General features: G+C 74.2%; 12 protein-coding genes. 2 read left to right on the top strand and 10 right to left on the bottom strand.

The window, feature by feature from the left end:
* Positions 1 to 67: 67 nt before the first annotated feature.
* The 5 genes from ACFWIA_RS14965 to ACFWIA_RS14945 form a co-directional block, all read right to left on the bottom strand.
* Positions 68 to 7,039: an SDR family NAD(P)-dependent oxidoreductase gene (locus ACFWIA_RS14965; RefSeq protein WP_387004262.1), complete on the bottom strand. Its 6,972-nt coding sequence runs from the start codon at positions 7,037 to 7,039 to the stop codon at positions 68 to 70.
* A gap of 352 nt (positions 7,040 to 7,391) precedes the next feature.
* Positions 7,392 to 7,619 carry a hypothetical protein gene (locus ACFWIA_RS14960; protein ID WP_387004259.1) on the bottom strand — a complete coding sequence of 76 codons (228 nt, stop codon included), beginning with the start codon at positions 7,617 to 7,619 and terminating at the stop codon, positions 7,392 to 7,394.
* Positions 7,619 to 8,035, bottom strand: a complete 417-nt coding sequence (locus ACFWIA_RS14955; RefSeq protein WP_387004256.1) for a carboxymuconolactone decarboxylase family protein — start codon at positions 8,033 to 8,035, stop codon at positions 7,619 to 7,621. Before ACFWIA_RS14955 ends, ACFWIA_RS14960 begins: the two co-directional genes overlap by 1 nt.
* A 141-nt stretch (positions 8,036 to 8,176) precedes the next feature.
* Complete coding sequence (locus ACFWIA_RS14950; protein WP_387004255.1) at positions 8,177 to 10,237, bottom strand: neutral/alkaline ceramidase; 2,061 nt, start codon at positions 10,235 to 10,237, stop codon at positions 8,177 to 8,179.
* Between the two features lie 1,377 nt (positions 10,238 to 11,614).
* Positions 11,615 to 11,941 (bottom strand): hypothetical protein, encoded by a 327-nt coding sequence (locus ACFWIA_RS14945; RefSeq protein ID WP_387004252.1) that lies wholly within the window; start codon positions 11,939 to 11,941, stop codon positions 11,615 to 11,617.
* Positions 11,942 to 12,150: 209 nt separating this feature from the next.
* Between ACFWIA_RS14945 and ACFWIA_RS14940 the strand changes: the two genes are divergently transcribed.
* Positions 12,151 to 15,102, top strand: coding sequence for a LuxR C-terminal-related transcriptional regulator (locus ACFWIA_RS14940; protein ID WP_387004249.1), 2,952 nt, complete (start codon positions 12,151 to 12,153; stop codon positions 15,100 to 15,102).
* Positions 15,103 to 15,139: 37 nt separating this feature from the next.
* On the opposite strand, the gene ACFWIA_RS14935 is transcribed toward ACFWIA_RS14940, so the two are convergent.
* From ACFWIA_RS14935 to ACFWIA_RS14925, 3 genes are read right to left on the bottom strand one after another with little or no spacing between them, the layout of a single operon-like run.
* Positions 15,140 to 16,231 (bottom strand): methyltransferase, encoded by a 1,092-nt coding sequence (locus ACFWIA_RS14935; protein WP_387004246.1) that lies wholly within the window; start codon positions 16,229 to 16,231, stop codon positions 15,140 to 15,142.
* Positions 16,228 to 17,487 (bottom strand): FAD-dependent oxidoreductase, encoded by a 1,260-nt coding sequence (locus ACFWIA_RS14930; protein ID WP_387004243.1) that lies wholly within the window; start codon positions 17,485 to 17,487, stop codon positions 16,228 to 16,230. The genes ACFWIA_RS14935 and ACFWIA_RS14930 overlap by 4 nt, the downstream gene beginning before the upstream one ends.
* A 37-nt stretch (positions 17,488 to 17,524) precedes the next feature.
* Entirely contained in the window at positions 17,525 to 18,247 is a 723-nt protein-coding gene (locus tag ACFWIA_RS14925) for a class I SAM-dependent methyltransferase (RefSeq protein ID WP_387004240.1), read from the bottom strand.
* Positions 18,248 to 18,611: 364 nt separating this feature from the next.
* On the opposite strand from ACFWIA_RS14925, the gene ACFWIA_RS14920 reads away from it, so the two are divergent.
* A complete protein-coding gene (locus ACFWIA_RS14920; protein WP_387004237.1) occupies positions 18,612 to 20,297 on the top strand; it encodes an FAD-dependent monooxygenase in 1,686 nt (561 codons plus the stop codon).
* On the opposite strand, the gene ACFWIA_RS14915 is transcribed toward ACFWIA_RS14920, so the two are convergent.
* Positions 20,271 to 21,578: a cytochrome P450 gene (locus tag ACFWIA_RS14915; protein WP_387004234.1), complete on the bottom strand. Its 1,308-nt coding sequence runs from the start codon at positions 21,576 to 21,578 to the stop codon at positions 20,271 to 20,273. The genes ACFWIA_RS14920 and ACFWIA_RS14915 overlap by 27 nt on opposite strands.
* Positions 21,575 to 23,224: an FAD-dependent monooxygenase gene (locus tag ACFWIA_RS14910; protein ID WP_387004231.1), complete on the bottom strand. Its 1,650-nt coding sequence runs from the start codon at positions 23,222 to 23,224 to the stop codon at positions 21,575 to 21,577. The genes ACFWIA_RS14915 and ACFWIA_RS14910 overlap by 4 nt, the downstream gene beginning before the upstream one ends.
* Positions 23,225 to 23,227 lie beyond the last annotated feature (3 nt).

Below are 23,227 nucleotides of genomic sequence, written 5' to 3'. Positions count from 1 at the left end.
CCCGCGGTGTGGTCGGGAACGCGGTTGGTCGGGGCAGGGTCGGCGGGGGGGCCGGTTCCGGCGGGGCTCAGGGGCGGAGTGAGGCGAGCCAGGTTTCGACGGCCCGGGTGGTGTCCGGGGCGTGTTCCTCCAGCATGGAGAAGTGGGCCCCGTCGACGGGCCGGCGGGTGTGCGGGACGGGCCAGTGTTGCGGCAGGTCGCTGTCGCGGGGGTGGACGAGGAGGGTGGGCGCGTCCAGCGGCTCGGGCGTCCAGTCGGCGAAGAGCTGCGAGTAGGCGCCGATGGCGGTGAGCATCGCCGGGGTGACGAGTGACCTGGCGCGCCGGACCCGGTCGGTGACCTGGGCGGCCAGCCGGTCGGGAACCGCGCTGAGCAGGGGCGGATCGAGGAGGACGAGCCCGGCCGCCGGGGTCCCGCGCCGTTGCAGGGTGTGGGCGAGGGCGTGGGCGAGGAGCCCGCCGGAGGAGTGGCCCAGCAGGACGCACGGTCCGGCGGGTTCGAGTCGGGTGAGGGCGTCGGCCCACGCCCGGCTCAGGGTCGCGGTGTCGGCGGGGAGGTGTTCGTCGTCGCGGAGCCCGGGGAGTCTGATGGTCCACACGTCGTGTCGTCCGTCGAGCAGTGCGGCGAGGCGGGCGTAGGGCGCGGAGGCGGGGGACGTGGTGAACGGGGGCAGACACACCAGCCGCAGCGGGGCGGGGCCCCGGCCGAGACGTTCCCAGTCGCCGGTGGGGAGGTCCGCGGGACGGGTGGTGGTCCGACGGTGGCGGGCGCTCTCCCGCAGGTGGCGCCGTCCCGACTCGTAGTCGCCCCGGGCCCAGGTGTCGAGGACGTCCGTGACGAACTTCGCGTCACCCTGGGGGGTCTGGGGGGTGGCCGGAGTGAGGAGGGTGTCGAGGTGACGGGCGAGGGCGGTGGGGGTGGGGTGGTCGAACACGGCCGTGGCGGAGAGTTTGGTGCCCGTGGCGCGGCTCAGTCGGGTGCGCAGTTCGACGGAGGCGAGCGAGTCGAAGCCCGCCTCGCGGAACCGGCGTTCGGGGCGGACGGCCTCGGGGCCCGGATGTCCGAGGACGGTGGCCGCGTGGGTGCGGACCAGGGCGACGAGGTGGGCGAGGCGTTCCCCGTCGGGGAGGGTCAGCAGGTGGGAGCGTTCGTTGTCGGGGGTGGGGGCGGTGCGGCGCGCGGGGTGGTGGTGGACCACTTCGGCGAGCAGGTCGGCGGGGGCCTGGTCGGGGGCCGCGGGGGCGACGGCGGTGACCGCGAGGTGCGGCTCGTCGAGGTCGAGGGCGGCGTCGAAGCCGGCCAGGGCCTGTCGGGTGCTCAGCGGTGCGAGTCCGTGCCGGGACAGTCGTGCCTGGTCGGTGGCGTGGAGGTGGGCGGTGAGGCCGCTGGTCTCCTGCCACAGGCCCCAGGACAGTGAGGTCGCGGGCAGTCCCTGTTGGCGGCGGTGGTGGGCGAGGGCGTCCAGGTAGGAGTTGGCGGCGGCGTAGTTGGCCTGACCGGGGGTGCCGACGAGGCCGGCCATGCTGGAGTACAGCACGAAGGCCGCGAGGTCCGCGCCGCGGGTGAGGTCGTGCAGGTGCCGCGCCGCATCGACCTTGGTCCGCAGGACCGTGTGCAGCCGTTCGGCCGTGAGGTCGCCGACGAGTCCGTCGTCGAGGGTTCCGGCGGCGTGCACGACGGCGGTCAGGGGGTGCTCGGCGGGGATTTCGGCGAGTACGTCGGCGAGGGCGGTGCGGTCCGCGACGTCGCAGGCGGCGAAGGTCACGCGGACGGGGCCCTGGGGGCGGTCGGCGAGTTCCCGGGCCAGGGCGCGGGCTCCGTCGGCCCGTTCGCCCCGCCGGCTGACGAGCAGCAGGTGGCGCACCCCGTGGGCCTCGGCGAGGTGCCGGGCCAGCAGGGTGCCGAGGGTGCCGGTGCCGCCGGTGATGAGAACGGTGCCGTCCGGGTCGAGGGTGGTGCGCCGGGTCAGGACGATCTTGCCGGTGCTGCGGCCCTGGCTGAGGAAGCGCAGGGCGCTGCGGGCATGCCGCAGGGGCCAGGTCCGCAGGGGCAGGGGGGTCAGGGTGCCCGCCCGGAACTGTTCCGTGAGGTGGGCGAGCGCCCGTTCCGGGGCGGGATGGTCCCGGACGTCGAAGGCGCGGTAGCGGACGTCCGGGTACTCGGCGTGGACCTTTTCCGGGTCGCGGACGTCGGTCTTGCCCATCTCCAGGTAGCGACCGCCGGGCCGCAGCAGCCGCAGGGACGCGTCGACGAACTCCCCCGCGAGGCTGCCGAGGACGACGTCGAACCGGGCGCCGCCGGTGGCCCGCAGCAGGGTGTCGTCGAAGTCGGGGGTGCGGGAGTCGGCGATGCGGTGCTCGGCGACTCCCGCGGCGGCGACCAGGGCGTGCTTGCCGGTGCTCGCGGTGGCGTGGACCTCCGCGCCGAGCCGGTGGGCGAGTTGGACGGCGGCCGTGCCCACGCCACCGGCCGCGGCGTGCACGAGGATGCGCTCGCCGGGACGCAGGGCGGCGAGATCGACCAGTGCGTGGTGGGCGGTCAGGAAGGCGGCGGTCGCGGCGGCGGCCTGCGGCAGGGTCCAGCCGCGGGGGACGGGCACGACCAGCCGGTGGTCGACGTCCACCCGTGGCGCGTAGCCGCCGGCCTGCCACAGCAGGCAGGCGGCGACCCGGTCGCCGGGGCGGAACGCGGTGACGTCCGCCCCGGTCTCCAGAACCGTTCCGGCTACCTCGAAGCCGATCGCGTCGCCTTCCGCCATGCCGAGCGAGACGACCGCGTCACGGAAGTTGACTCCGCAGGAGTGGACTTGGATGCGCACCCGGTCGGCGGCCACCGGCGCGGTGCCCGCGGTGTCGGTGACGGGCCTGATGTCCTCCAGGGTGCGGCTGGCCGCGGGGACCAGTCGCCAGGGCGGGTCGTCGTCGGGCAGGGTCAGTCCGTCGCCGACGCCGTCGTGGGCGGGGACGAGGCGCTGGACGAGGAACTGGTCTCCGCGGAGGGCCACTTGGGGGTGGTCGCCGGCCAGGACCGCGGCGAGGGCGGTGGCCGCGGGGTGCTCGTGGCCGGGGGCGTCCTCGGTGTCGACGAGGAACACCCGGCCGGGGTGTTCGCTCTGCACCGAGCGCATCAGACCGGCGCAGGAGGCGGCCACCGGATCGTGTACGGAGTCCCCGAAGGAGGTGGCGTGGGCGCGACGGGTCAGCACCAGCAGTCGGGTGGCGGCCAGTTCTTCGCGGGCCAGGAAGACCTGCGTCTCACCGAGCAGGTGGGCGAGGCGCGGGCCCGGTCCGGTGGCCGCTGCGCGGTCGCCGGGGCCGGTGCGACAGTCCAGGACCACGGCGTCGGGGGCGGGTGCACCGTCGGCGAGCGCGTCGGCCAGGGCGGACATGTCGGGGTGGGAGCGGCCGGGGACCGGTCCCCTGGACGGGCCGACGGTCACCCAGGCGCCGGGCGGGCCGCCGTCGGGGAGGGTGACGGGCCGCCAGACGGGGGCGAAGAGCGTGGTGTCGGCGGCGGCGAGCGCGGACCGCAGTCGGCGGGCGGTGGTGGGCCGCAGTCGCAGGTCGGTCAGGGTGACCACCGTCCGTCCGGCGGGGTCGACGGCGGTCAGGGACACCCGGTCGCCGTCCGCCGGGGCCAGGGTGGCCCGCAGGGTGGTGGTTCCCTCGGTCAGCACCTCGACCCGGCCGATCGCGTAGGGCAGGAGCGTGCGGTCCGTGGCGCCGTCCAGCAACAGGCCGTGCAGCAGGGCGTCCAACAGGGCGGGGTGCACCGCGTACCCGTCCGGTCCTGTGGTGCCGTCCTCGGTGAGCCGCGCCTCCGTGTACCAGGTCTCCCCCGCGCGCCAGGCACCGGTGAGGCCGCGCAACGCGGGGCCGTACGCGTAGCCGCGTCGTTCCAGGGCGCGGTAGCAGTCGTCGACCGCGACGGGCTCGGCGCCGGGGGGCGGCCAGGGGGCCGCCGTCGGGGCCGGGGGGCCGGGGGGCGCCGTGGTGGCGGTCGCCTCGGCGTGTCGGGTCCACCCTCCGGTCGCGGTGTGGCCCCGGGAGTGGAGGGTGAGCAGCCGGCCGCCGCCGTCGGTGTCGGGCGCGCAGTGCACCTGGACGTCGACGGCGGTGTCGGGCAGCACGAGGGGGGCGTGGAAGACGACGTCCTCCAGGCGGGCGGGCAGCCCGGCGCGGCGGGCGGCGTGCAGCAGCAGTTCGACCATGCCGGTGGCCGGGAGGAGGACGGTGCCGTGCACGGCGTGGTCCGCGAGCCAGGGCTGGTCGGCGGGTGCCAGTCGTCCGGTGCACAGCAGCGAACCGTCCGGCAGTTCCGCCGTCGCGCCGAGCAGTGGGTGGCCCCCGTCGCGGAGCCCCGCCGCGGCCAGTTCGGGGGTGCGGCGCGCCGCGGCGGCCCAGTAGCGCTGCCGCTGGAACGGGTAGGTGGGCAGGTCGGTGACCCCGGTGCGCGGGTACAGCGTGGTCCAGTCGAGGTCGGCGCCCCCGGTGTGCGCCGCGGCCAGGGCGGCGGCGAAGTCGGCCGTGCCCGCCCGGTCGCGCCGGAGGCTGGCGCTGACGGCGGCGTCACGGCTGGCGTCGGCGGCGATGTCGCGCAGCGGTCCGGTCAGCATCGGGTGCGGGGAGATCTCGATGAACTGGGTGAATCCCGCGGCGAGGGCGTGCCGCACGGCTTCGTCGAACAGGACGGGTCGCCGCAGGTTGCGGTACCAGTAGCCGGCGTCGAGTTCGCCTTCCGCCACGGGTGTGCCCGTGGTCGAGGAGAACATCGGGACGACCGTCCGGCCCGAGGTGGTGCCCTTCAGCGCGGAGTGCACGGTGTCGCGCACCGCCTCCACGTGCAGGCAGTGGGACGCGTAGTCGACGGGCAGCCGGCGCGCCCACAGACCCTGGGACGCGCAGGCGCCGAGCAGTTCGGTGACCGCGTCCTCGTCCCCGGCGACCACGGTGGCGGCCGGGCCGTTGACCACCGCGACCTCGATCCGCCCCGCCCAGGGGGCGAGCAGTTCCGCGGCCCGGGCGGCGGGCACGGCCAGCGACACCATGGCGCCCCGGGCGGTGATGCCCCGCAGCAGTCTGCTGCGCAGGGCCACCACGCGGGCGGCTTCCTCCAGGCTGACCGCCCCGGAGACGTACGCGGCGGCGATCTCGCCCTGGCTGTGGCCGATGACGGCGGCGGGGCGCACCCCGTGGGCGCGCCACAGCACGGCGAGGGACACGTACATGGCGAACAGGGCGGGTTGCACCACGTCGGCGCGTTCCAGCGGCGGGGCGTGCGGCGCGCCGCGGACGACGGCCGTGACGTCGTGATCGGTCCACGGGCGCAGGGCACGGGCGCACTCTTCGAACGCCTCGGCGAACCGCGGGGACTCGGCGAGCAGCCGGGCGCCCATCCCCTGCCACTGGGCGCCCTGGCCGGGGAAGACGAAGACCGGGCCGGGGCCGTCGAGGGCCCGGGAGCGGACGGCGGCCTCGTGCTGGCCGTCGGTCGCCAACGCGTCGAGGGCGGTGAGGAGTCCGTCCCGGTCGGCGCCGGTGACGGCGGCCCGTTCGGTGAGGGCGCTGCGGGTGGTGGCGAGGGAGTGGCCGACGGCGGCGAGGTCGGTTGCGGGGTCCTGGCGCAGCCGACGGGCCAGTGCCGCCGCTTGCGGTGCGAGTGCCTCGGGGGTCGCCGCGTACAGCGGCCACACCATCGGTGCCTCACCGCGGCGGGGTCGGACGACCCGGGGGGTGTCGGGTGCCTCTTCGACCAGGACGTGGGCGTTGGTGCCGCTGATGCCGTAGGCCAGGACCCCGGCCCGGCGGGGCTCGTCGCCGCGCGGCCAGGGGCGGTTGGTGTGCAGCAACCGCATCGTGCCGGCCGACCAGTCCACCGCCGGGGTGGGGTGGGCGGCGTGCAGGGTGGCGGGCATCTCCTCGTGCCGCAGGGCGAGCACCGTCTTGACGAGTCCGGCGAGTCCGGCGGCGGCCTGGGTGTGGCCGATGTTGGACTTGACCGAGCCGATCCACACGGGGGCGTCGGGTGTCCGGCCGCTGGCGTAGGCGTCGTGGAGGGTGGCCGCTTCGACGGGGTCGCCGACCGGGGTGCCGGTGCCGTGCGCTTCGACCAGGTCGACCTGGTGCGGGTGGAGTCCGGCGTCCCGGAGGGCGTCGGCGATCACGGCTCGCTGCGCGGTGCCGTTGGGGACGGTCAGCCCGGTGCCGGTGCCGTCCTCGTTGAGTGCGCTGCCCCGGATGACGGCGAGGACGCGCTGCCCGGCGGCGCGGGCCCGGGACAACGGGGTCAGCACGAGGGCGGCGACCCCTTCGGCGGGGGCGAAACCGTCCGCTTCGGCGGCGAAGGACTTGCACCGGCCGTCGGCGGTGACGGCGCCGAGCCGGGAGAAGTAGACCAGGACGTCGGGTTCGGCCATGACGCACACCCCGGCCGCGATCGCGCTGTCGCACTCCCCCGCGCGCAGGGCGCGTACGGCGAGGTGGACGGCGGCGAGCGAGGAGGAGCAGGCGGTGTCCACGGACAGGGCGGGTCCGTGCAGTCCGAGCGCGTAGGAGATCCGGCCGGCGGCGGCGCTCACCGAGAGGCCGGTGGGCAGGTACGCCTCCAGGTCGGCTTCCGGCTGCCCCAGGCGGCACAGGTAGCGGCTCTCGCTGATGCCCACGTACACGCCGGTGCGCGAGCCTTGGAGCGCGGTGGGGGCGGTGCGGGCGTTCTCCACGGCGCCCCAGGCGCTCTCCAGGAGCAGCCGTTGTTGGGGGTCCATGGCGGTGGCCTCGCGGGGACCCACGCCGAAGAAGGCGGCGTCGAAGTCCCCGGCCCGGGGCAGGAACCCGCCCTGGCGCACGTAGGTGACCCCGGCTGCGGCGGGGTCGGGGTGGGTGAGCCGCCCCAGGTCCCAGCCCCGGTCCCGGGGCAGTCCGGTGCGGAAGTGCCGGCCCGCGGAAAGGAATCTCCAGAATTCCTCGGGGGACTCGCAGTCGCCCGGGAACCGGCAGTTCATTCCGACGACGGCGATGGATTCCTGGGCGGACGGCCCCACGCCAAACCTCCTGAGGGTAGCGCCGCGGAACAACGACGAGCCGATCATCGGACTGACGAAGGGGCTGCTGGTCGCCAGCGGTACGGCTCCGTGTGCACGTACGCGCTGCGGCGTGTGCAGTGTTGAGGTCACGGAGGGACTCAGTCAAAACCGGTTCACCCGGAAGGTTGGCGGGCCGCCCTTCGGGTCCGGCCGGGGGCCGCGCCCGTACGGGCCTCGGACGTGAGGGCGATTCGCGGGGCGGTCTGCGGGCGGGGTGGGGGCGTCCCGTTGACGAGCGGGCGCGGCGTTGCGGCGGCGGGTCCGGGCGCGGCATCCGGTCCGGCGCGGGGGCGGTCCGGCGCGAGGGCGGTCAGCCGGTGGCTCGGGGCGGCTGACCGTCCGGGTGCGGGGCGGGGGCGAGGCTCCGCACCTGGGCGTCGTAGTCCGTGAGCAGGGCGCGCAGCTCCTCCAGGGCCTCGGCGGGTACGCCCGGCGGTTCACTCTCGGTGACGTAACGGGCCGCGGTGGTCAGCGCGGCCAGTTCGTGGACGTGGAGGGTGGCCCGCAGGACGGTGGGACGGAGGCGTTCCAGTCGCATCAGGCGACCCGGGACCGTACGTGGTCGCCGATCTGGGCGAGTTCGGCGGCGAACCGGTCGTAGTCCTCCTGCATGCCGTTGATGTACGCGCTCCATCCCAGGCTGGCCTTGGCGTAGTGGACGGCTTCCTGGATCTCCTCGTCGGTGGCCCCGAACAGCTTCGCCGCTTCGGTGTGGAACAAGGTGCAGTAGTGGCACTTCGTCTCGGCGTGCAGCCCGACGCCGATCAGTTCCTTGTACTTGTTCGGAATCAGGGTCTCCCCCAGCTCGATGCGCTTGAAGATCTCCCATTCGGGCGCGAGGAGTTCGGTGGGGATCCGGGTGAAGAAGTGCGGGACGAGCCCCAGGGTCTCCTTGATGTCCGCTTCGATCGCGGAGCGGTCGACCCTGGCGTTCGTGGCGTTCGTGGCGTTCATGGCGGGCTCCTCTCTCCTGCGGGACCCGCGCACGCCGGACCGCGACGGGTCCTCCTCCCAGGGTAGTCCCGGCCCCCGGAGTCCGCCGGGGGCCGGGACACGGGCCCGGGGCGCGGTGGGTACCCGTCGGGTCGGCTCGGGTCAGCGGACCTCGAAGGCGGGCGAGACGCCGGTGAACGGGGTGATCCGGCCGAGGAGGTTCTTGCTGTCGCCGTGGTGGACGAAACGGTACGTACCCGTGGGGGTGTCCGGGGCGATGGTCCAGGTGAGCGTGGCCTTGGAGGTGCCGGTGAGCCCGTTCAGCCGGGTCCAGCGGTAGCGGGTGGCCCAGTCGCCGTCGTCGAGGACCCGGGTCCAGCGGCCGTCGACACGTCGCTGGACCTCCAGGAAGGTGCCCCCGCGGCGCAGGTTGTTCTTGGGGTGGCCGGTGGCGAACCCGACCGTGGCCGTGTCGCCGCGCCGGTAGTGGGCGGCGGGCGGGGTGAGGACGGACCCGAAGGACGAGCCGGGCGGCGGGTTGTCGTAGACCACCCCGGTCTGGAGGTTGATCTGCCGCCGTGACTCGTCGGGCACCGCCGCGCCGGGGTGGAGGGGCGTGCCGGCCCGCAGCGACGCGGCGACCTTCGCGAACTCCTGTTGGTAGGCGGGCAGGGTGTGGCGGCCGTACAGCGTGGAGCCGCCCTCGTACTGCTGGGCGTCGTACTCCTCGGGGGTCGTCGCGTACTGGGCGTAGGCATTGGCGTACCCCTGGAGCAGCACGTGTTCGAGGGGTACGCCCAGTTCGCGGGCGACGGTGCGGCGCACTCTCAGCCCGGCGGTGATGGTGAACTCGCCGGGGGCGGCGACGAGGTGGAGGGGCCCGATCCGCATGATCTGGAGCGGGAGGACCCGCGGGGTGACCGGGTGGACGTGGTTCAGCAGGCCGGTGGGGACGAGGCTCGCCTTGGGGTACTGGCAGGTCTTGAGCCAGTTCGGGGTGTCGATGCGCAGGGCGTCGACGATCGAGGCGACGGGGCTGCGTGTGCCTTCGGTGAAACCGGGGAGGGCGGGGCCGTCCTCCACGCTGCCCGCGAGGGTCGAGGCGCCCACCACGGCAGGGCAGGTGCGCTGCACGGTGCCGTCGGGCGTGTACGCCCCGGCGACGGTGACGTGCTCCATGTCGACGTGGGTGATGCGGGCGTCGACGGTGCCGGTGACGGGGGTCGCCGTCGCGTGGACCTCGCGGGCCTTGACGAGTTGCCGCTCGCCGATGATCCGGGCGTTCTCGAACTCGTCTTCGGTGGGTCCGGAACCGGGCTTGAGGTGGAGGTTGGGCGACAGGTCCCCGGCATTGGTGTTGGGGAACGCGGCGACGAAGCCCGGGGTGTCGTCGAGGTAGCGCACGCCCTGGTGGTCGTGCTCCCAGGCGTACGAGGCGTAGCCCTTGTTGTCCGGGCTGATCAGTGTGTTCTTGTTGGTGATCGAGGTGTTGTGGGTCGCGAACCAGCTGATGGCGCCCACGTCCTCGCCGTCGCGACGCAGCCGCAGCACGGTCATGGCGGGGTCGATCGCACCGGGGAAGGCCGCGCGGTCCGAGGCGGGGTTGCGGTCGAAGGCGCTGCGGGAACGGTTGACGCTGGCATCGGTCAGGGTGCCGGTGCCCAGGCTCATCGTTCCGGGGGCGAGGTCCTGGTGGGCCTTCACCACGGACTCGACGATGCCGTCGACGACCGCACGGTAGGTGCCCTGTTGGAACCCCAGGACGGACAGGTTGTACGCGAGGTGGTGCGAGTGGCCGCCCGGCCCGGAGTGGGTGTGCGTGGCGGACAACAGGACGTTCGGTTCTCCGTACAGGTCCCCGTACCGCTCGGCGAGTCGGGCGAGCACTCCTTGGCGGACGGCCTGGAAGATCATGCCGAGGTCCGCACTGACGTAGACGACCCGACGCCCGCTGGTCCGGTCCTGCACCACGAACGCGCGGGAGCGCAGCCGCCCGTGGATGCCCGAGGTCTTCTGGTCGAAGCTGGAGTAGCCCATCATCCCGGTTTCGGCGGCTTCGCCGGTCACGTCCGCGATGCCCCGGCCGATGAGGTAGGGGTCCGCCGCACCGTTCCCCGCCGCGGTGGCGACGGGCGGCGGGGCACCGAGGAGGACCGCGGCGCAGGCCGTGGTGGTGGCGAGGGCGAACAGCCGATGGCGTGCGCGGCGGGGCAGGGGCGACATCCATCCTCCTGAACTCGCGGGTAACTTCGCTGCCGCGCCGCAATATACGAGCCGTGTCCCGTCGTGTCACCGGTTGCGACAGGATCTCCCGTCGGGCCCGGCGGCCGGGACTCCGGGGCGGGCGGCACGGAGCGGGTTCGGGGCGGGCAGGGCAGGGGTAGGCAGGGCGGAACGAGGACGGGCCGCGGGGAGCGGAACCGGCGCGCCATCCGGACCGGGGCGCATTTCCGTGATCCGCGTGAATTCATGACACGGCTTCAGGAAATACGCCGAGCGCTCTCCACCGGTGGCACGGGCGCCCGGTCGCGGTCTTCCGGTATCCGACGGCACACCACCCTCTTTTTCGGCAGTGGGTGAATTTCCAGTCGCCGCAAGGCCGCACCGGATTCCCCGGCGACCGGCGCCGGCGTTCCGTACCCCCGCGGACACACGATTTCCCGTTGAACGGCTGGGGCACCTCTGTTTGCCGTCCGGATGCTCGATGATGTTCTTCGGAATGCCCCGCGGCGGGCCCACCGAATGGACGGGGTGCCGATCGCCGGAAGGCGAGGGCGACAAGAGTGCACGACCCCGTCCGGGGGCACCGGGGCTTTTCACTCGGGCAGACTCGACAGGGGCGCGCCAGGGGGCGCGGGATTACCCGGACGGATTGTTGGTGCACCAAGGGGGCGATGAACTGCCGGACCCGCACCGGCGCGCGCCCCGTCGATCGAACAGCGAGGGCATCGGCGAACACCACCAGCCGTTCCCGAGAAGAACGGGGCACCAGGGGCCCAACGGGACGCATGCGGAACACGCTCCGGGGCAGGGGGACGATTCGGACGGCGTGTCGATGTCGAGCCGCCTTCGGCCGGAGGCATGCCGGCAGGGCGCTCGGGCCATACAGCGGCGCTCGCTACATCACGGACAACGCTCTGCGCGCCGCCTCTTCCGCGGATACGACCAGCGCACGCCCCCGGGAGGACGGCCGCGAACCACGGGATGTCGCAGGCGGTACGGAGGTTCGGCACGGTGGACGGGCGGGCCCGACTCCCGTACGGCCGGGCCCGGATGACCCGACGACAGGGAGACGACAGGGATGCGAAGGAGCCCCGTCACGGAGGCCGGGAGGCGGCTCCCGCGCTCCCCCCGAGCGAGGAAGGGAGCAGCCGGAAGGGCCGGAGTGACCAACGCGTACCCGCACTGGAGGCCAAAGCATGGCTCCACGTCACCACAACAGACACAGGGAAAACGCCAGTTACTTCAGACCCGGCAGACATCAAAACACTCAAAGAGCAAGTAAGCGGCCAGGTGCGACATATCTCCCGGGCAGGCGGGGAGACGCTCCCCCAGCATCCGAAATTCCGCACCGCGGTATCCGCCATTCAGTTCGGAGGATCACGCCCGCATTGCGTGGAGCGACGACCCGAGCCGACGGCGGTCACCCTTCCCGACGACCTTGACCCGTGCGTATGCTGAGGTTGCTTCACCAGACAGCGAAGAATGCCCCGGCTGCCCTCGACTCTTTTCCGGTATCGAATCCGGTCCGAGGCATTCACCCCACCGGTACTTCATTTCATGACGGCCGCCGGTTATCGCACCGCGCGGCACGGAGGCCCAGTGGAAATGGCCGACACCATCCGTCGAAGGAAAGCGTCCGCACCACGCGCCGCCGGAATCGTCTTCACCGGCGGCAGCCACCGCGCGCCGCACCTCGGCGGTCACGCAACCCCCTCGGCGGTCCGGACCCGTGTGCCACGGCTCCGGGGAGCGACCCGGGAGTTCCGACGGACGACGGACCCGGCACCCCCCGGGCGACGCCCGACCCGGCCGCCGGGCGCGGGGAACCCCGGGCCGACCGGCCCCTGCCGCGGCGGTGCCCGGCAGCGGGCCGGTGGCACGCGGGACCCTCATCCCCCTGTGCAGGAGAGACCATGATTGCGAAGACCCTCGAAAAACCGGACGACCCGGCCCCGCAGTTCTCCCGGATAGTCGTCCGTCCGCTCCGCGGGCGCGACGGCCACCTGGAGCAAATACGTGCCGGTCTCCTCACGACCTCCGAGGGCCGTCAGGGCGGCATCACCCTGCTGGAGTCGCCCGCCGGGAGCGGCAAGACCCGGCTGCTCCAGGAGTCCGGCACCCTCGCCGAGGCGCTGGGCTACACCGTGCTCGACTGTTCCACCACCGGCGCCTGGCGGGGCGACGAGACCTCCTCGGCCACCGGACGCTCCTCGGCGACCAGGATCCCCCGGCCGGTCCGACCGACCGGACCGGTGCAGATCCAGGCGCAGATCGACGCGGGGCTGCGGCGCGGCCCGGTGCTGGTCGTCGTCGACGACGCCCAGTGGGCGGACCCGGTGCAACTGCGCACCCTGTGCGGACTGGCCCTCAAGCTCCTGACCGTGCCCGTGCGGTGGCTGCTCACGATGCGCACCGAGGACGCACGTTCCGCGAACGGGCTCCTCCTGCGCAATCTGACCACGCACCGCGCCCAGTGGCTCCCCCCGCTGGAACCGCTCGACGACCAGGCGGTCGCCGAGCTGATGGGCGACCTGCTGGGCGCCCGCCCCAGTGACGACGTGCGGGCCCTCGGCGAGAGCCTCGGGGGCAGCCCGCAGGCGATCGTGGAACTGGTGCGGGGGCTGGTGGAGGAACAGTGCCTGCGGATCGTCGGGGACACCGTCTCGCTGGCGGCCGAACCCCTCGTGTCCGGGTTCACCTCGGCCGTCGCCGCCGACCCGGGCGCCCATCTGCCCGCGGCCTTCCTGCGGTTGATGCGCGACCGGTTGGACCGTCTGGCGCCGGGCACCCAGCGGCTCCTCCAGGTGGCGGCGGTGCTCGGTCCCTCGTTCATCCCGCGCGATCTGGCGGAGATGGCCGACGAACGTCCCGTCCAGCTCCTCGGCCCCCTCCAGGAGTCGCTGGCCGCGGGGCTGCTCACCAGTGGCGCCGAGGAGTTCTCCTTCCACCGCGAGCCGATCTGGTACGCGGTGCTGGGCACCGTGCCCCAGCTGATGCGTTCCCTGCTGCACCGGCAGGCGGCCAACATGATCCTCGGTCAACTCGGGGACGGCACGGCGGCAGCGGTGCACCTGGTGCACTGTGCGCACGCGGACGACGCCCAGGCCATCACCACCATCCGGACCGCCGCGGACCGGCTGCTCCCGGTCTCGCCGCAGGCCGCCGCCGCGCTGGCGCTGCGCGGGCTCGACATCACCCGGCCCGCGCAACCGGCGTACCTCGACCTGGCCACCACCGCGACCGCCGCCCTGGTGCGGTCCGGCAGTCTGCACCGTGCCGTGGAGATCGCCGAGCGGGTCCTGACCGTGCACCGGCACGCACGCCCCGACCACGCGGGTGCCCCGGACGGGGCCCGCCCGCCGGACGACCCCGTCGACCGTTCCCCGTCGACCTGGCCGTTGCGCGCCTGGTTGGCGACGGCGTTGCTGCTGCGCGGGGACGCCGCCGCCGTGCCGCAGGTCCTCCAGCACGCCACGGGACCCGCCGGCGCCACCGTCGCCCGGCATCGACAGGACGGCCCGTCCCCGCTGCTGCTGAGGCTCACCATGCTCTCCCACCTCGACGAACGGGCCGCGTTGGTGGCGGCCGACGAGGTGCTGGGGGACGAGGCGACCCACCACGACGACGAACGGTCGGCGGCCCGCACCATCCGGGCCACGGCCCTGTGGGCCGAGGGCCGGCTGGACGAGGCGCTCGCCCTGTTGGGCCCGGACGCACCGCCCGGCGGGTCCACCGCCGGCATCTGGCAGGGCAACGCGCTGTGGAACAAGGCGTGGGTCCTCATCAAGCTGCGCCGCCTCGACCGGGCCGCGGCGACGGTCGAGGCGATCCAGCGCACCATCGACACCGAGTCGAACGGGGTGTTGGAACCGTTGCCGTACGCACTGCGCGCGTGGACGCGCTTCGCGTGCGGCGACCTCTGCGAGGCGGAGACCCTGGCGACCGCGGGGCTCACCGCCTCCGCCGAGGCCCGGATGCCGTTGTGCGAACCGCATCTGCGGGCCGTGCTGGTGGCGGTGGCGCTGCGCCGTGGCGACCTGGCGGAGGCGCTGGAGCGCCAGGCCCAGTGGGAGACGACGGGCACGCCGGACGGGCCGCTGCGCCCGTGGTGGGCCATGCGGTGCCTCATCACAGCCCAGGTGACGGCCGCGCGGAGGGGGGCCGAACAGGCGCTGGAGGTGTTGCGGGCCGCCCGGCAGGACGCGGGGCTGCGGCGGCAGTTGGTACTGGAGGACCCGTCGGCCACCGCGTGGTGCGTGCGCACGGCGCTGGCCGCGGGCGACCGGGAGTTCGCCGCCCGGATGGCGGACAGCGCCGAGCACATCGCCGCCACGGCACCGGACCACCCCACGGTGAGCGCGGCGGCGGCGCACGGGCGGGCCCTGCTCGACGGGGACGGTGCGCTGCTGGCCCGGGCGGCCGACGACTACACCGACCCGTGGGCCGTCGCGTCGGTGACCGAGGACCTGGGGGTGCTGTTGGGTGCGGGAGACCGGGAGGGCGCGATCGGTGCGTTCAACACGGCGATGGCCGGCTACGACGCATTGGGCGCCAAACGTGATTCGGCGCGGGTCCGCCGGAGGTTGCGCAGGCTGGGGGTACGGCGCCGGCACTGGAACCTGGTGGCCCGTCCGCAGACCGGTTGGGACAGCCTGACGGGTGCGGAGGAGAAGGTGGCGCACCTGGTGGCCCGGGGTTTGACGAACCGTCAGGTGGCCGGGGAGCTGTTCATCTCACCGCACACGGTCAGCTTCCACCTGCGGCAGATCTACCGGAAGCTGGCGATCCAGTCCCGGGTGGACCTCACCCGGATCGTCTGTGCACCCGGCGCCCCGGGGGCGGGCCACCCCTTCGGCGGTCCCTGACGGCGGGCTGGCCGGATGAGCCCCGGGCCCGGGCGGCTCATCCGGCCACCGCTTCGATGAGGCTCTGCGGGGAGCGGGTGGGGGTGACCCGCACGCGGCGTAGCCCCGCCGCCTCGAACAGGGTGTCGTAGTGGGTCAGTTCGCGCTCGCGGCCCGGGAGGACCGCCAGCATGTCGAGGTCGAGCAGCGGGGCGAAGCCCGGCTCTCCGGGCGGGCCCAGGGGCATCTCGACCACGACCACCCGGCCGCCCGGGTTCAGTGCGGTGCGGCAGTTGCGCAGCACGGCCACGCACGCGTCGTCGTCCCAGTTGTGCAGCACCGCCTTGAGCAGGAAGAGGTCGCCCCGGGGCAACGGGTCGAAGAAGGAGCCGCCGAGCACGGTGACCCGGTCGCTCAGCCCCGCCTGCTGGGCCGCCGCGAGTGCGGTCGCCGCCACGGCGGGCAGGTCGACCACGATGCCGCGCAGGCGTGCGTCGGCGCGCAGCAGGGCGTGCACCAGGACGCCGTTCGCTCCCCCGACGTCCACCGCCACCCGCGCTCCGGTGGTGTCGAGCAGGGAGGCGACCTCCTCGGCCAGGCGGGCCGTCAGCTCCGTCATCGAGGAGGCGAAGCGCTCCCCTTCCCGGGGGTGGGCGAGGAAGTGCGCCCAGATGTCCCTGCCCAGTGCCGCCGAGGTCTGCGGGGTTCCGGACCGCACGGCCTGCGGGAAGTGTCCCCAGGGCAGCCAGTGGCCGGGCGAACCGTGGACCAGGGCGATCGTGCGCAGGGAGTGCGGCGATCCGGTGCGCAGGGTGTCGAGCAGGGGCGTGCGGTGGAACCGGCGGTGTGCGTCGACCTGGACGAGCCCGAGGGACGCGCAGGCCCGCAGCAGTCGGGCGACGCCGTCCGGGTCGGCGTCGATCCGCTCGGCGAGGGCGCGGGCGGTCAACGGTCCGTCGGCGAGGTGGTCGGGGATCGACAGTTCCGCGACGGTCCGGACGATCTGGGTCCGCCAGTATCCGGTGATCATGGACATCATCCGGTCGGCGGCCCCGCTCCCCACCGGTCCGGTGCTGGCGTCGGAGGCGCCGGGGGCGGGCTCCCCTGGCTCCCCGGGTTCCTCGCCCCCGGTCGTGGCGTGTGGTGTCATGACGCGTCCTTCTCCTGGTCGGGGGCGGGCGGCGTACGGACGTGTTCAGGGCGGAACCCGACCCCGATGACCCGGCTCATCAGCAGTTGCGCGGGCCCGAACCGCTCGAACAGCCGGGGGGCGGGCGGCTGTCGTGCCTCCTTCACCGTGGTGTCGATGCCGAAGCGTTGGGTGCCCCGTTGCAGCCCCTGCGACAGTACGGTGGCGAGCAGCCTGCGGCGGCGGACCGCGGCGAGCCGCGTGTCGTCGAAGGGGACGCCCGTGCGCTGGGTGCGGAGCAACGGTGCGGTGAGGGCGTTGGCTGCGGCGACGGCGTCCTGCACGGCGAGGTTCACGCCGAAGCCGGCGACCGGGGACATGGCGTGCGCGGCGTCCCCGATGAACAGCAGGCCCGGTCGGTGCCACCGGTCCAACCGGTCGATCCGGGCCTCCAGGATGCTCAGTTCGTCCAGGGAGCGCAGTTCGTGCACCCGGTCGGCGAGGAACGGCACCAGGGCGGCGAGGTCGGCGCGGAAGGCGTCCAGCCCCTCGCGGCGCACCCGGGCGAAGCCGCCGCGGACGGTCTCGTACGACATCTGCCAGTAGCTGCCGCGGTCGGTGGCACCGAAGATCTTGCCGTTGCCGACGCGTACGCAGATGCCCTCGTCGGGGTCGGTGGACCGCCGGGAGATCCGGAAGAAGGCGACGTCGAGGGAGCGGCCGATCAGACGCGGCCGGGCGCCGACGGCCGCGCGCAGCGCGGAGTGCCGGCCGTCGGCCGCGACGACCAGGGAGCAGTGGACCTCCGTCTCGCCGTCGGGTCCCCGGGCGCGGACGCCGCTGACCCGGCCGTCGGCGGTGCGCAGCACTCCGACGGCCTCGGTGCCCATCGACAGCCGGTACGTCGGATGACGGGCGGCCTCGGCGGTGATCAGGTCGAGGAAGTCCCACTGCGGGACGAAGGCCATGTACGGGTAGGCGATGCGCAGCCGGGAGAAGTCGGCGATGTCGATGCGGCGGCCCTCCTGGACCACGCCGATGGTCGTGACCTTCTGGTGGGGCAGCGCGTGGAACCGGTCGACGAGGCCGAGTTCGTCGAGGACCTGGAGGGTGGCGGGGTGCACCGTGTCGCCGCGGAAGTCGCGGTGGAAGTCGTCGTGCTTCTCCAGGGCCACCACCGCCACGCCCGAGCGGGCCAGCAGCAGTCCGAGCATCGCGCCCGCGGGGCCGCCGCCGACGACGCAGACGGTGGTGCGCCGGATCGTCGGTCCGTTCACCGCGGCTCCCGGGGTGCGTGCGGGGCGGCGGCGGGGGTCACGGGGCGTCCCACACGGCGGCGCTCATGGTGGGGATCAGGTCCTTGGTGAGGGTGACGCCGGGCAGGTGGGCGCGGTAGGCGTGCGCGAACTCGGCGTAGGTGAGCGGCATGTGGGCGGCGCTCATCTCCAGCCAACGGGGGTGCAGCATCATCCGCAGCGAGTCGGCGGCGGCGTCCGCGTCCCCCGACACCTCGTACAGGGTGCGGGCGGTGTCGAAGGCGTACGCGCTCTGTTGGGCGGGGCGCGCGACCTCCTCGTCGTCCGGTTGGGTGATGTCGATGACCACCAGGCGCCCGCCGGGGGCGACCAGGTCCCGTAGCCGGGGCAGCACCTCGGGGGCCGGGCCGAGGTGGAACACGGCGTTGACGGAGAGCACCAGGTCGAAGCGGCCGTCGACGGCGGGGGTCAGGTCCAGGGCACTGCGGTGCTGGTAGCGGACCGGGACGCGGGAGGGTTTGGTGGCGGCGATGTCGAGCATCCGGCGGGAGATGTCGACGCCGACCACGTGGTCGTAGCGTTCGGCGAGCAGGACGCAGTTGTTCCCGCTGCCGCAGCCGATGTCGACGGCCCGGGAGCCCGGCGGGAGGCGGCTCACCAGCCAGGAGCGGACCGGACTGGTGGCCGCGTCGCGGACCCGGGTGAACCGTTCGTACAGGTCCGCGAGGTCGTCGAAGAACGGCTCGGGGCGGTTGTGCACGCGGGACTCCTCGTCACTCATCGGCACGTCCTCGTCGGGGTGATCGACCCCGGTCTCGGTGGATTCGGGGCGGCTCGGGGGGATTTCCCGGACGGATTCGGGGCACGTGGGCCGTCGTGGGAGGGCCAGAACCTATCCGGCCGGGCACCGGGGCCGGAAGCGGGCGGGGGCGGGGGCACGTCGGATACCGCGCACTCGCGTAGGGTGGCGCGCCCCCGCGCCCCGCGTGGTCCCCTCCGCGGGGACGCCCCCGGTGGTCCGCCGGCGACGAGAACCGTCCGCCGGGTCGTGCGGCGCGCGATGCGGACGGGTGCACCCTACGGTCAGACTCGGGCGAGCGGGTCCGGAGCCGGGCCCGGGGGCGACTTCCACGCTGAGGGGTCACATGCACGATGCACACGACTGCGACGTCCTGGTCGCCGGGGCGGGACCGAGCGGGCTGACCGCCGCCCTGGCATTGGCGCAGCACGGCGTACGGGTACGGATCGTCGACCGGGGGTCGGGCCCCGTCGAGGAGGCGCGGGCGGCGATCGTGCACGCCCGCACCCTGGAGTTGCTGGACCGGCTCGGGGTGGCGGAGCAGGCGGTGGCCCGGGGGTTGGCGATCACCCAGGTGGCGATCCACGAGCGGGGCCGGCACGTCGGGCGGATGCCGCTCGCTGGTGAGGGCACGGCGGCCTGGACACGGTTCCCGTACGCCCTGGCCCTGGAGCAGTTCGAGACCCAGCAGCTGCTGGTGGACGCACTGGCCGAACACGGGGTGGCCGTGGAGTGGGACACCGGGGTGGAGGACCTGGCGGACACCGGCCGGGGCGTGCGGGTGGGGGTGCGGCACGGCGGTGCCCCGGGGACGGTGACGGCACGGTGGCTGATCGGCGCGGACGGGGCCAGCAGCACCGTACGACGGTTGTTGGCGCTGGACTTCGGGGGGCGGACGTACCCGCAGAGCGGCATGCTCGCGGACGTCACCCTCGACGTGGACCTCGGGGTGCAGGGGATGCGGCTGAACCTGACGCGGGGCGGCTTCGTCGGCATCCTCCCGCTCGCCAGCGGCCGGTGCCGGCTGTTCGGGGTGGTGCCGCCGTGGATCCACCGGGGCGGGGATGCCTCGCAGGCCTCGCACGAGGCGTACGCGCCGCTGGAGCCCGAGGTGTTGCACCGTTGGTTCGCCGACTACTTCCGGGTGGACGCCGGGCTCCAGGACATCGTGTGGGCGTCGATGTTCCGGTTCCACAGCCGGATCGCGTCCCGGTTCCGGTCGGGGAACTGCTTCCTCGTCGGGGACGCCGCGCACATCCACAACCCGGCGGGCGGTCAGGGGTTGAACCTGGGGATCGGCGACGCGGTCAACCTGGCGTGGAAGCTGGCCCAGGTGACGCACGGGCACGCCCCGGCGTGGCTGCTGGACACCTACGACGCGGAACGGCGCCCGGTCGCGCGGGCGGTCCTCAAGCGCACGGACCTCGGGTTCCGGGCGGAGACCGGGAACAACGCGCTCGCGGTGTGGATGCGGACCCGGGTGGTCACCCGGGTGATCGGCGCGGTCAGCAGGCTGGCACCGGTGCGGCGGCTGTTCTTCCACATCTTCTCGCAGCTGTGGATCACCTACCGGGGCAGCCGGGCGGTGTCCCGCGACGCCTCGGCGACCGGGCGGCTGCGCCCCGGGGACCGCGCACCGTACGCCCCGGCCGGCCGCGGCGGTGCACAGGGGGAGGGGGGCGGGGGCCGGGGCGTACTGGAGCTGACCCACGGGGGCGGCTACCACCTGCTGTGCTTCGACCGCGGTGGTGACGGCCCGGTCCCCGCGGTGAACGCAGCGGAGTTGGCGGAGGCACTGGACGACCGCTATCCGGGGATGGTGGCCGTGCACGCGGTGCCGCCCGGGGAGACGGCGGCCCACCACGCCTACCAGGTGAAGGGCGCCCGGCTGGTCCTGGTCCGGCCGGACGGACACGTGGGCGCCGTGGTCGACCTGCCGGACGGCGACCCGGTCGGGCGGCTCGCCGGGTACCTGGACGAGGTGTTGGTGCGCGCGTCCGCGCCCTCAGCCCAGGCGCAGCCGGAGCCGTGACGGACCGTGGAAGACGAGGTCGTCGGGGTACGCGACGTCCGTCACGGTGAGCGCGCCGGAGCCGTCGGGGCCCCGGAGTCCGCCGAGGTCGTCGAGGGCCGACAGCAGTAGCCCGAGCCCGATCTCGATCTCGGTGCGGGCCAGGTTGGCGCCCAGGCAGTAGTGGATGCCGAGCCCGAAGCCCAGGTTGCGGCCCCGACGGTCCAGGAGCAGCGCGTCCGGCTCGGGGAAGCGGGCCGGATCGCGGTTGGCTGCCCCGAGCACGGCGACGAGCCGGCTGCCGCGCGGGACGTCCAGACCGCCCAGGGTCGCCTCCTGGTAGGCCCAGCGGGTCACCGTCTGCACCGGCGGGTCGAACCGGATCAGTTCGTCGACGGCCGGCAGCGGGACCAGGGGCCGTTCCCGGAGGGCGGCCCAGGCCGCGGGCCGGGCGCCCAGCGTGAGGACGGCCTTGGCGAGGGTGTTGGTGGTGGTCTCGTGGCCCGCGGTCATCAGGTGTACGCAGGTCGCGACGGTCTCCGTGTCGTTCAGCGGTGCGCCCCGCGTCTGCGCCGAGACGAGGAGGGACACGAGGTCCGGTCCCGGGGCCGCGCGGCGGCGGGCGGCGAGGTCCAGGAAGTAGTCGGTGAGCTGCCGGGCGGCCCGGTCGGCGATCTGGTGGGCGGCCGGGCACTGCCCCACCCGACTGCTGCTCGCCTGCTGGACCGCCACGGCCTGGTCCCGGAGCCAGGGCCAGTCCTCGGGCGGGACGCCGAGCAGTTCCGAGATGACCAGGATCGGGAAGGGCGCGGCGAACGCCCGGACGAGGTCGGTGCTGCCGTCCCGGCGGGCCTCGCGGCCGAGGTCGGCGAGCAGGTCGGCGGCGATCGTCCGGATGCGCCCCCGTAGCCGGGTGACCACCCCGGGGGAGAACTCCCGGTTGAGGACGGAGCGCAGTTCCGTGTGGCGGGGCGGGTCGAGGAAGACCAGCCAGTTCTGGACCATGGCGCGCAGCGTCGGACGGTCCTCGGGGACCAGCTCCGGGGGGCGGGTGGTGGCGGTGGCGGCGCGCCGGGCGCTGCGGCCGTACGCGGTGCCGCTGAGGACGGCGGCGACCTCGTCGTGGCCCAGGACGTAGAAGGTGGCGGGGGCGTCGGGCGGGCCGGGGGCCGGTGCGGCCCGGTGGACGGGGGCCTCCTCGCGGTAGCGCCGGTAGACGGGGTACGGGTCGGCGAGCCGTTCGGTGGGCCATCCGGTCAGGCTGAAGGGGGGCAGCGCGGACCGGGCCGGTGCCTGGGTCATGACGGTTCCTCGGGTGCGTCGGGTCGGGGGTGTGCGCCGGTCACCCGGGCGGCCACGGCGGCGGGGTCGGCGGGCAGGGCCCGGCCGCGCCACGCCACGTGGCCGTCCGGGCGCACCAGGACGAACGGCCGTTCGTAGGCGGCGGCGACTTCGGGCACCGCGCAGCGGTGGACGGTGAGCGGCACGCCCCGGGTCGCGAAGGCGCGGGCGAAGCCGTCGGTGCGTTCGGACGGGGCGAAGGCCAGCAGGACGAAGCCCTCGCCGAACAGGTCCAGGGTCGATCTGCCGGGTGTCAGCCACACGTGCGGGGCGCGGGAGCCGGGGCGGGTGTTGGGCCGCCGGTCGGGTTGCGCCTCCACGGGCGCGGTGGGGTCCGGGACGACGAGGGGGGAGCCCTCGTAGCTGAACCCCAGGTGGATCTCCGGGGCGTCGAACTCCCGACCCACTCCCCCGCGGGCCAGGGCCGCGCTGATCAGCTGACGAAACCGTTCGCCTTCGGGGGTGTCGTCGTTCAGCGCGTCGGGGATCTGCCGCCCCATCGCCCGCAGGAGGTTGAGGTTGGCTTCCTCCAGCCCTTCCAGGGCGACGGGCCTCCGCTCGGTGGTGTAGCTGTCCAGCAGGGCGGGTCCGGCCCAGCCGTCGAGCGCGGCGGCGAGCTTCCACCCCAGGTCGGCCGCGCCGCAGATGCCGGTGTTCATGCCGAAGCCGCCGGACGGCGAGAGGGTGTGCGCGGAGTCCCCCACGAGGAACACCCGTCCGGCCCGGAAGGTGTCCGCGACCCGGTGCACGAGGTGCCAGGTGTTGTCCGACAGCACCTCGACGGGGGTGTCGTGGGCGATGGCCCGGCGGACCAGGACGTCCGCGTCGACGGTCGAGTCGGGGTGGCCCTGGAGGCCGACCGTCAAGCGGTACAGGCCGGCGCCGTCGAGGGCGCGCAGCGGGAACCGCAGGGCGGAGGACATCAACAGGTAGTAGAAGTTGGCGTTGCGGTCACCGAGTTCGGCGCGCAGCCGCGGCGCCCGGAAGAGGATGTTCCGGAAGACCTGGGTGCGGTGCCGGGCCGGGGCGTGGATGCCGCAGCTCTTGCGGACCGGGGAACCGGTGCCGTCGCAGGCGATGAGGTAGCGGGCGTACAGCGTGGTGGTCCGTCCGGTGTCCGCCTCGGTCAGTGTGGCGCGCACTCCGTCGTCGGTCGTCTCGAAGCGGTCCATGCGGGTGCGCATGCGGACCGGGCCGTCGGGCCGTTCCCCGAGTTCCGCGCGCAGCAGCGGCCCCAGCCAGTGCTGGGGGCAGATGGCGTCGGGCTCCGGGGTGTGCCGGAACGGGGGGCGGGTGTCCATGGTGCGGCGGGGCAGCCGGAACAGTTCGTGGCCCCCGATGCGGGTCACCCACACGGCGTCGAGGCTGTGGTCGCCGGGCCAGCCCGAGTGGCGGAGGCGGTCGGCCACGCCCCAGCGGCGGAAGAACTCCATGGAGCGCGGGCCGATGCTGCTGACCTTGGGGTGGGCGACGGTGCCGTCACCCGCTTCGACGAGCACGAAGTCGACTCCGCGCGAGCGCAGTTCCAAGGCCGTGGCGAGGCCGGTCGGTCCGCCACCGACGATCAACACGTCGGTGTGCGACGCGGCGGGCTGGGGAGCGTTCATCAG

This window comes from Streptomyces sp. NPDC127068, from assembly GCF_042724695.1.
Lineage (GTDB): Bacteria > Actinomycetota > Actinomycetes > Streptomycetales > Streptomycetaceae > Streptomyces.
This window is presented reverse-complemented; position numbering and strand designations above follow the sequence as displayed.

What these genes read in the sequence shown, in the direction of transcription:
- ACFWIA_RS14920 (WP_387004237.1), top strand. Translation starts at nt 18,612, where the DNA reads ATGCACGATGCACACGACTGCGACGTCCTGGTCGCCGGGGCGGGACCG.
- ACFWIA_RS14955 (WP_387004256.1), bottom strand. Translation starts at nt 8,035, where the DNA reads ATGAACGCCACGAACGCCACGAACGCCAGGGTCGACCGCTCCGCGATC.
- ACFWIA_RS14940 (WP_387004249.1), top strand. Translation starts at nt 12,151, where the DNA reads ATGATTGCGAAGACCCTCGAAAAACCGGACGACCCGGCCCCGCAGTTC.
- ACFWIA_RS14925 (WP_387004240.1), bottom strand. Translation starts at nt 18,247, where the DNA reads ATGAGTGACGAGGAGTCCCGCGTGCACAACCGCCCCGAGCCGTTCTTC.
- ACFWIA_RS14910 (WP_387004231.1), bottom strand. Translation starts at nt 23,224, where the DNA reads ATGAACGCTCCCCAGCCCGCCGCGTCGCACACCGACGTGTTGATCGTC.
- ACFWIA_RS14915 (WP_387004234.1), bottom strand. Translation starts at nt 21,578, where the DNA reads ATGACCCAGGCACCGGCCCGGTCCGCGCTGCCCCCCTTCAGCCTGACC.
- ACFWIA_RS14950 (WP_387004255.1), bottom strand. Translation starts at nt 10,237, where the DNA reads ATGTCGCCCCTGCCCCGCCGCGCACGCCATCGGCTGTTCGCCCTCGCC.
- ACFWIA_RS14960 (WP_387004259.1), bottom strand. Translation starts at nt 7,619, where the DNA reads ATGCGACTGGAACGCCTCCGTCCCACCGTCCTGCGGGCCACCCTCCAC.
- ACFWIA_RS14935 (WP_387004246.1), bottom strand. Translation starts at nt 16,231, where the DNA reads ATGACACCACACGCCACGACCGGGGGCGAGGAACCCGGGGAGCCAGGG.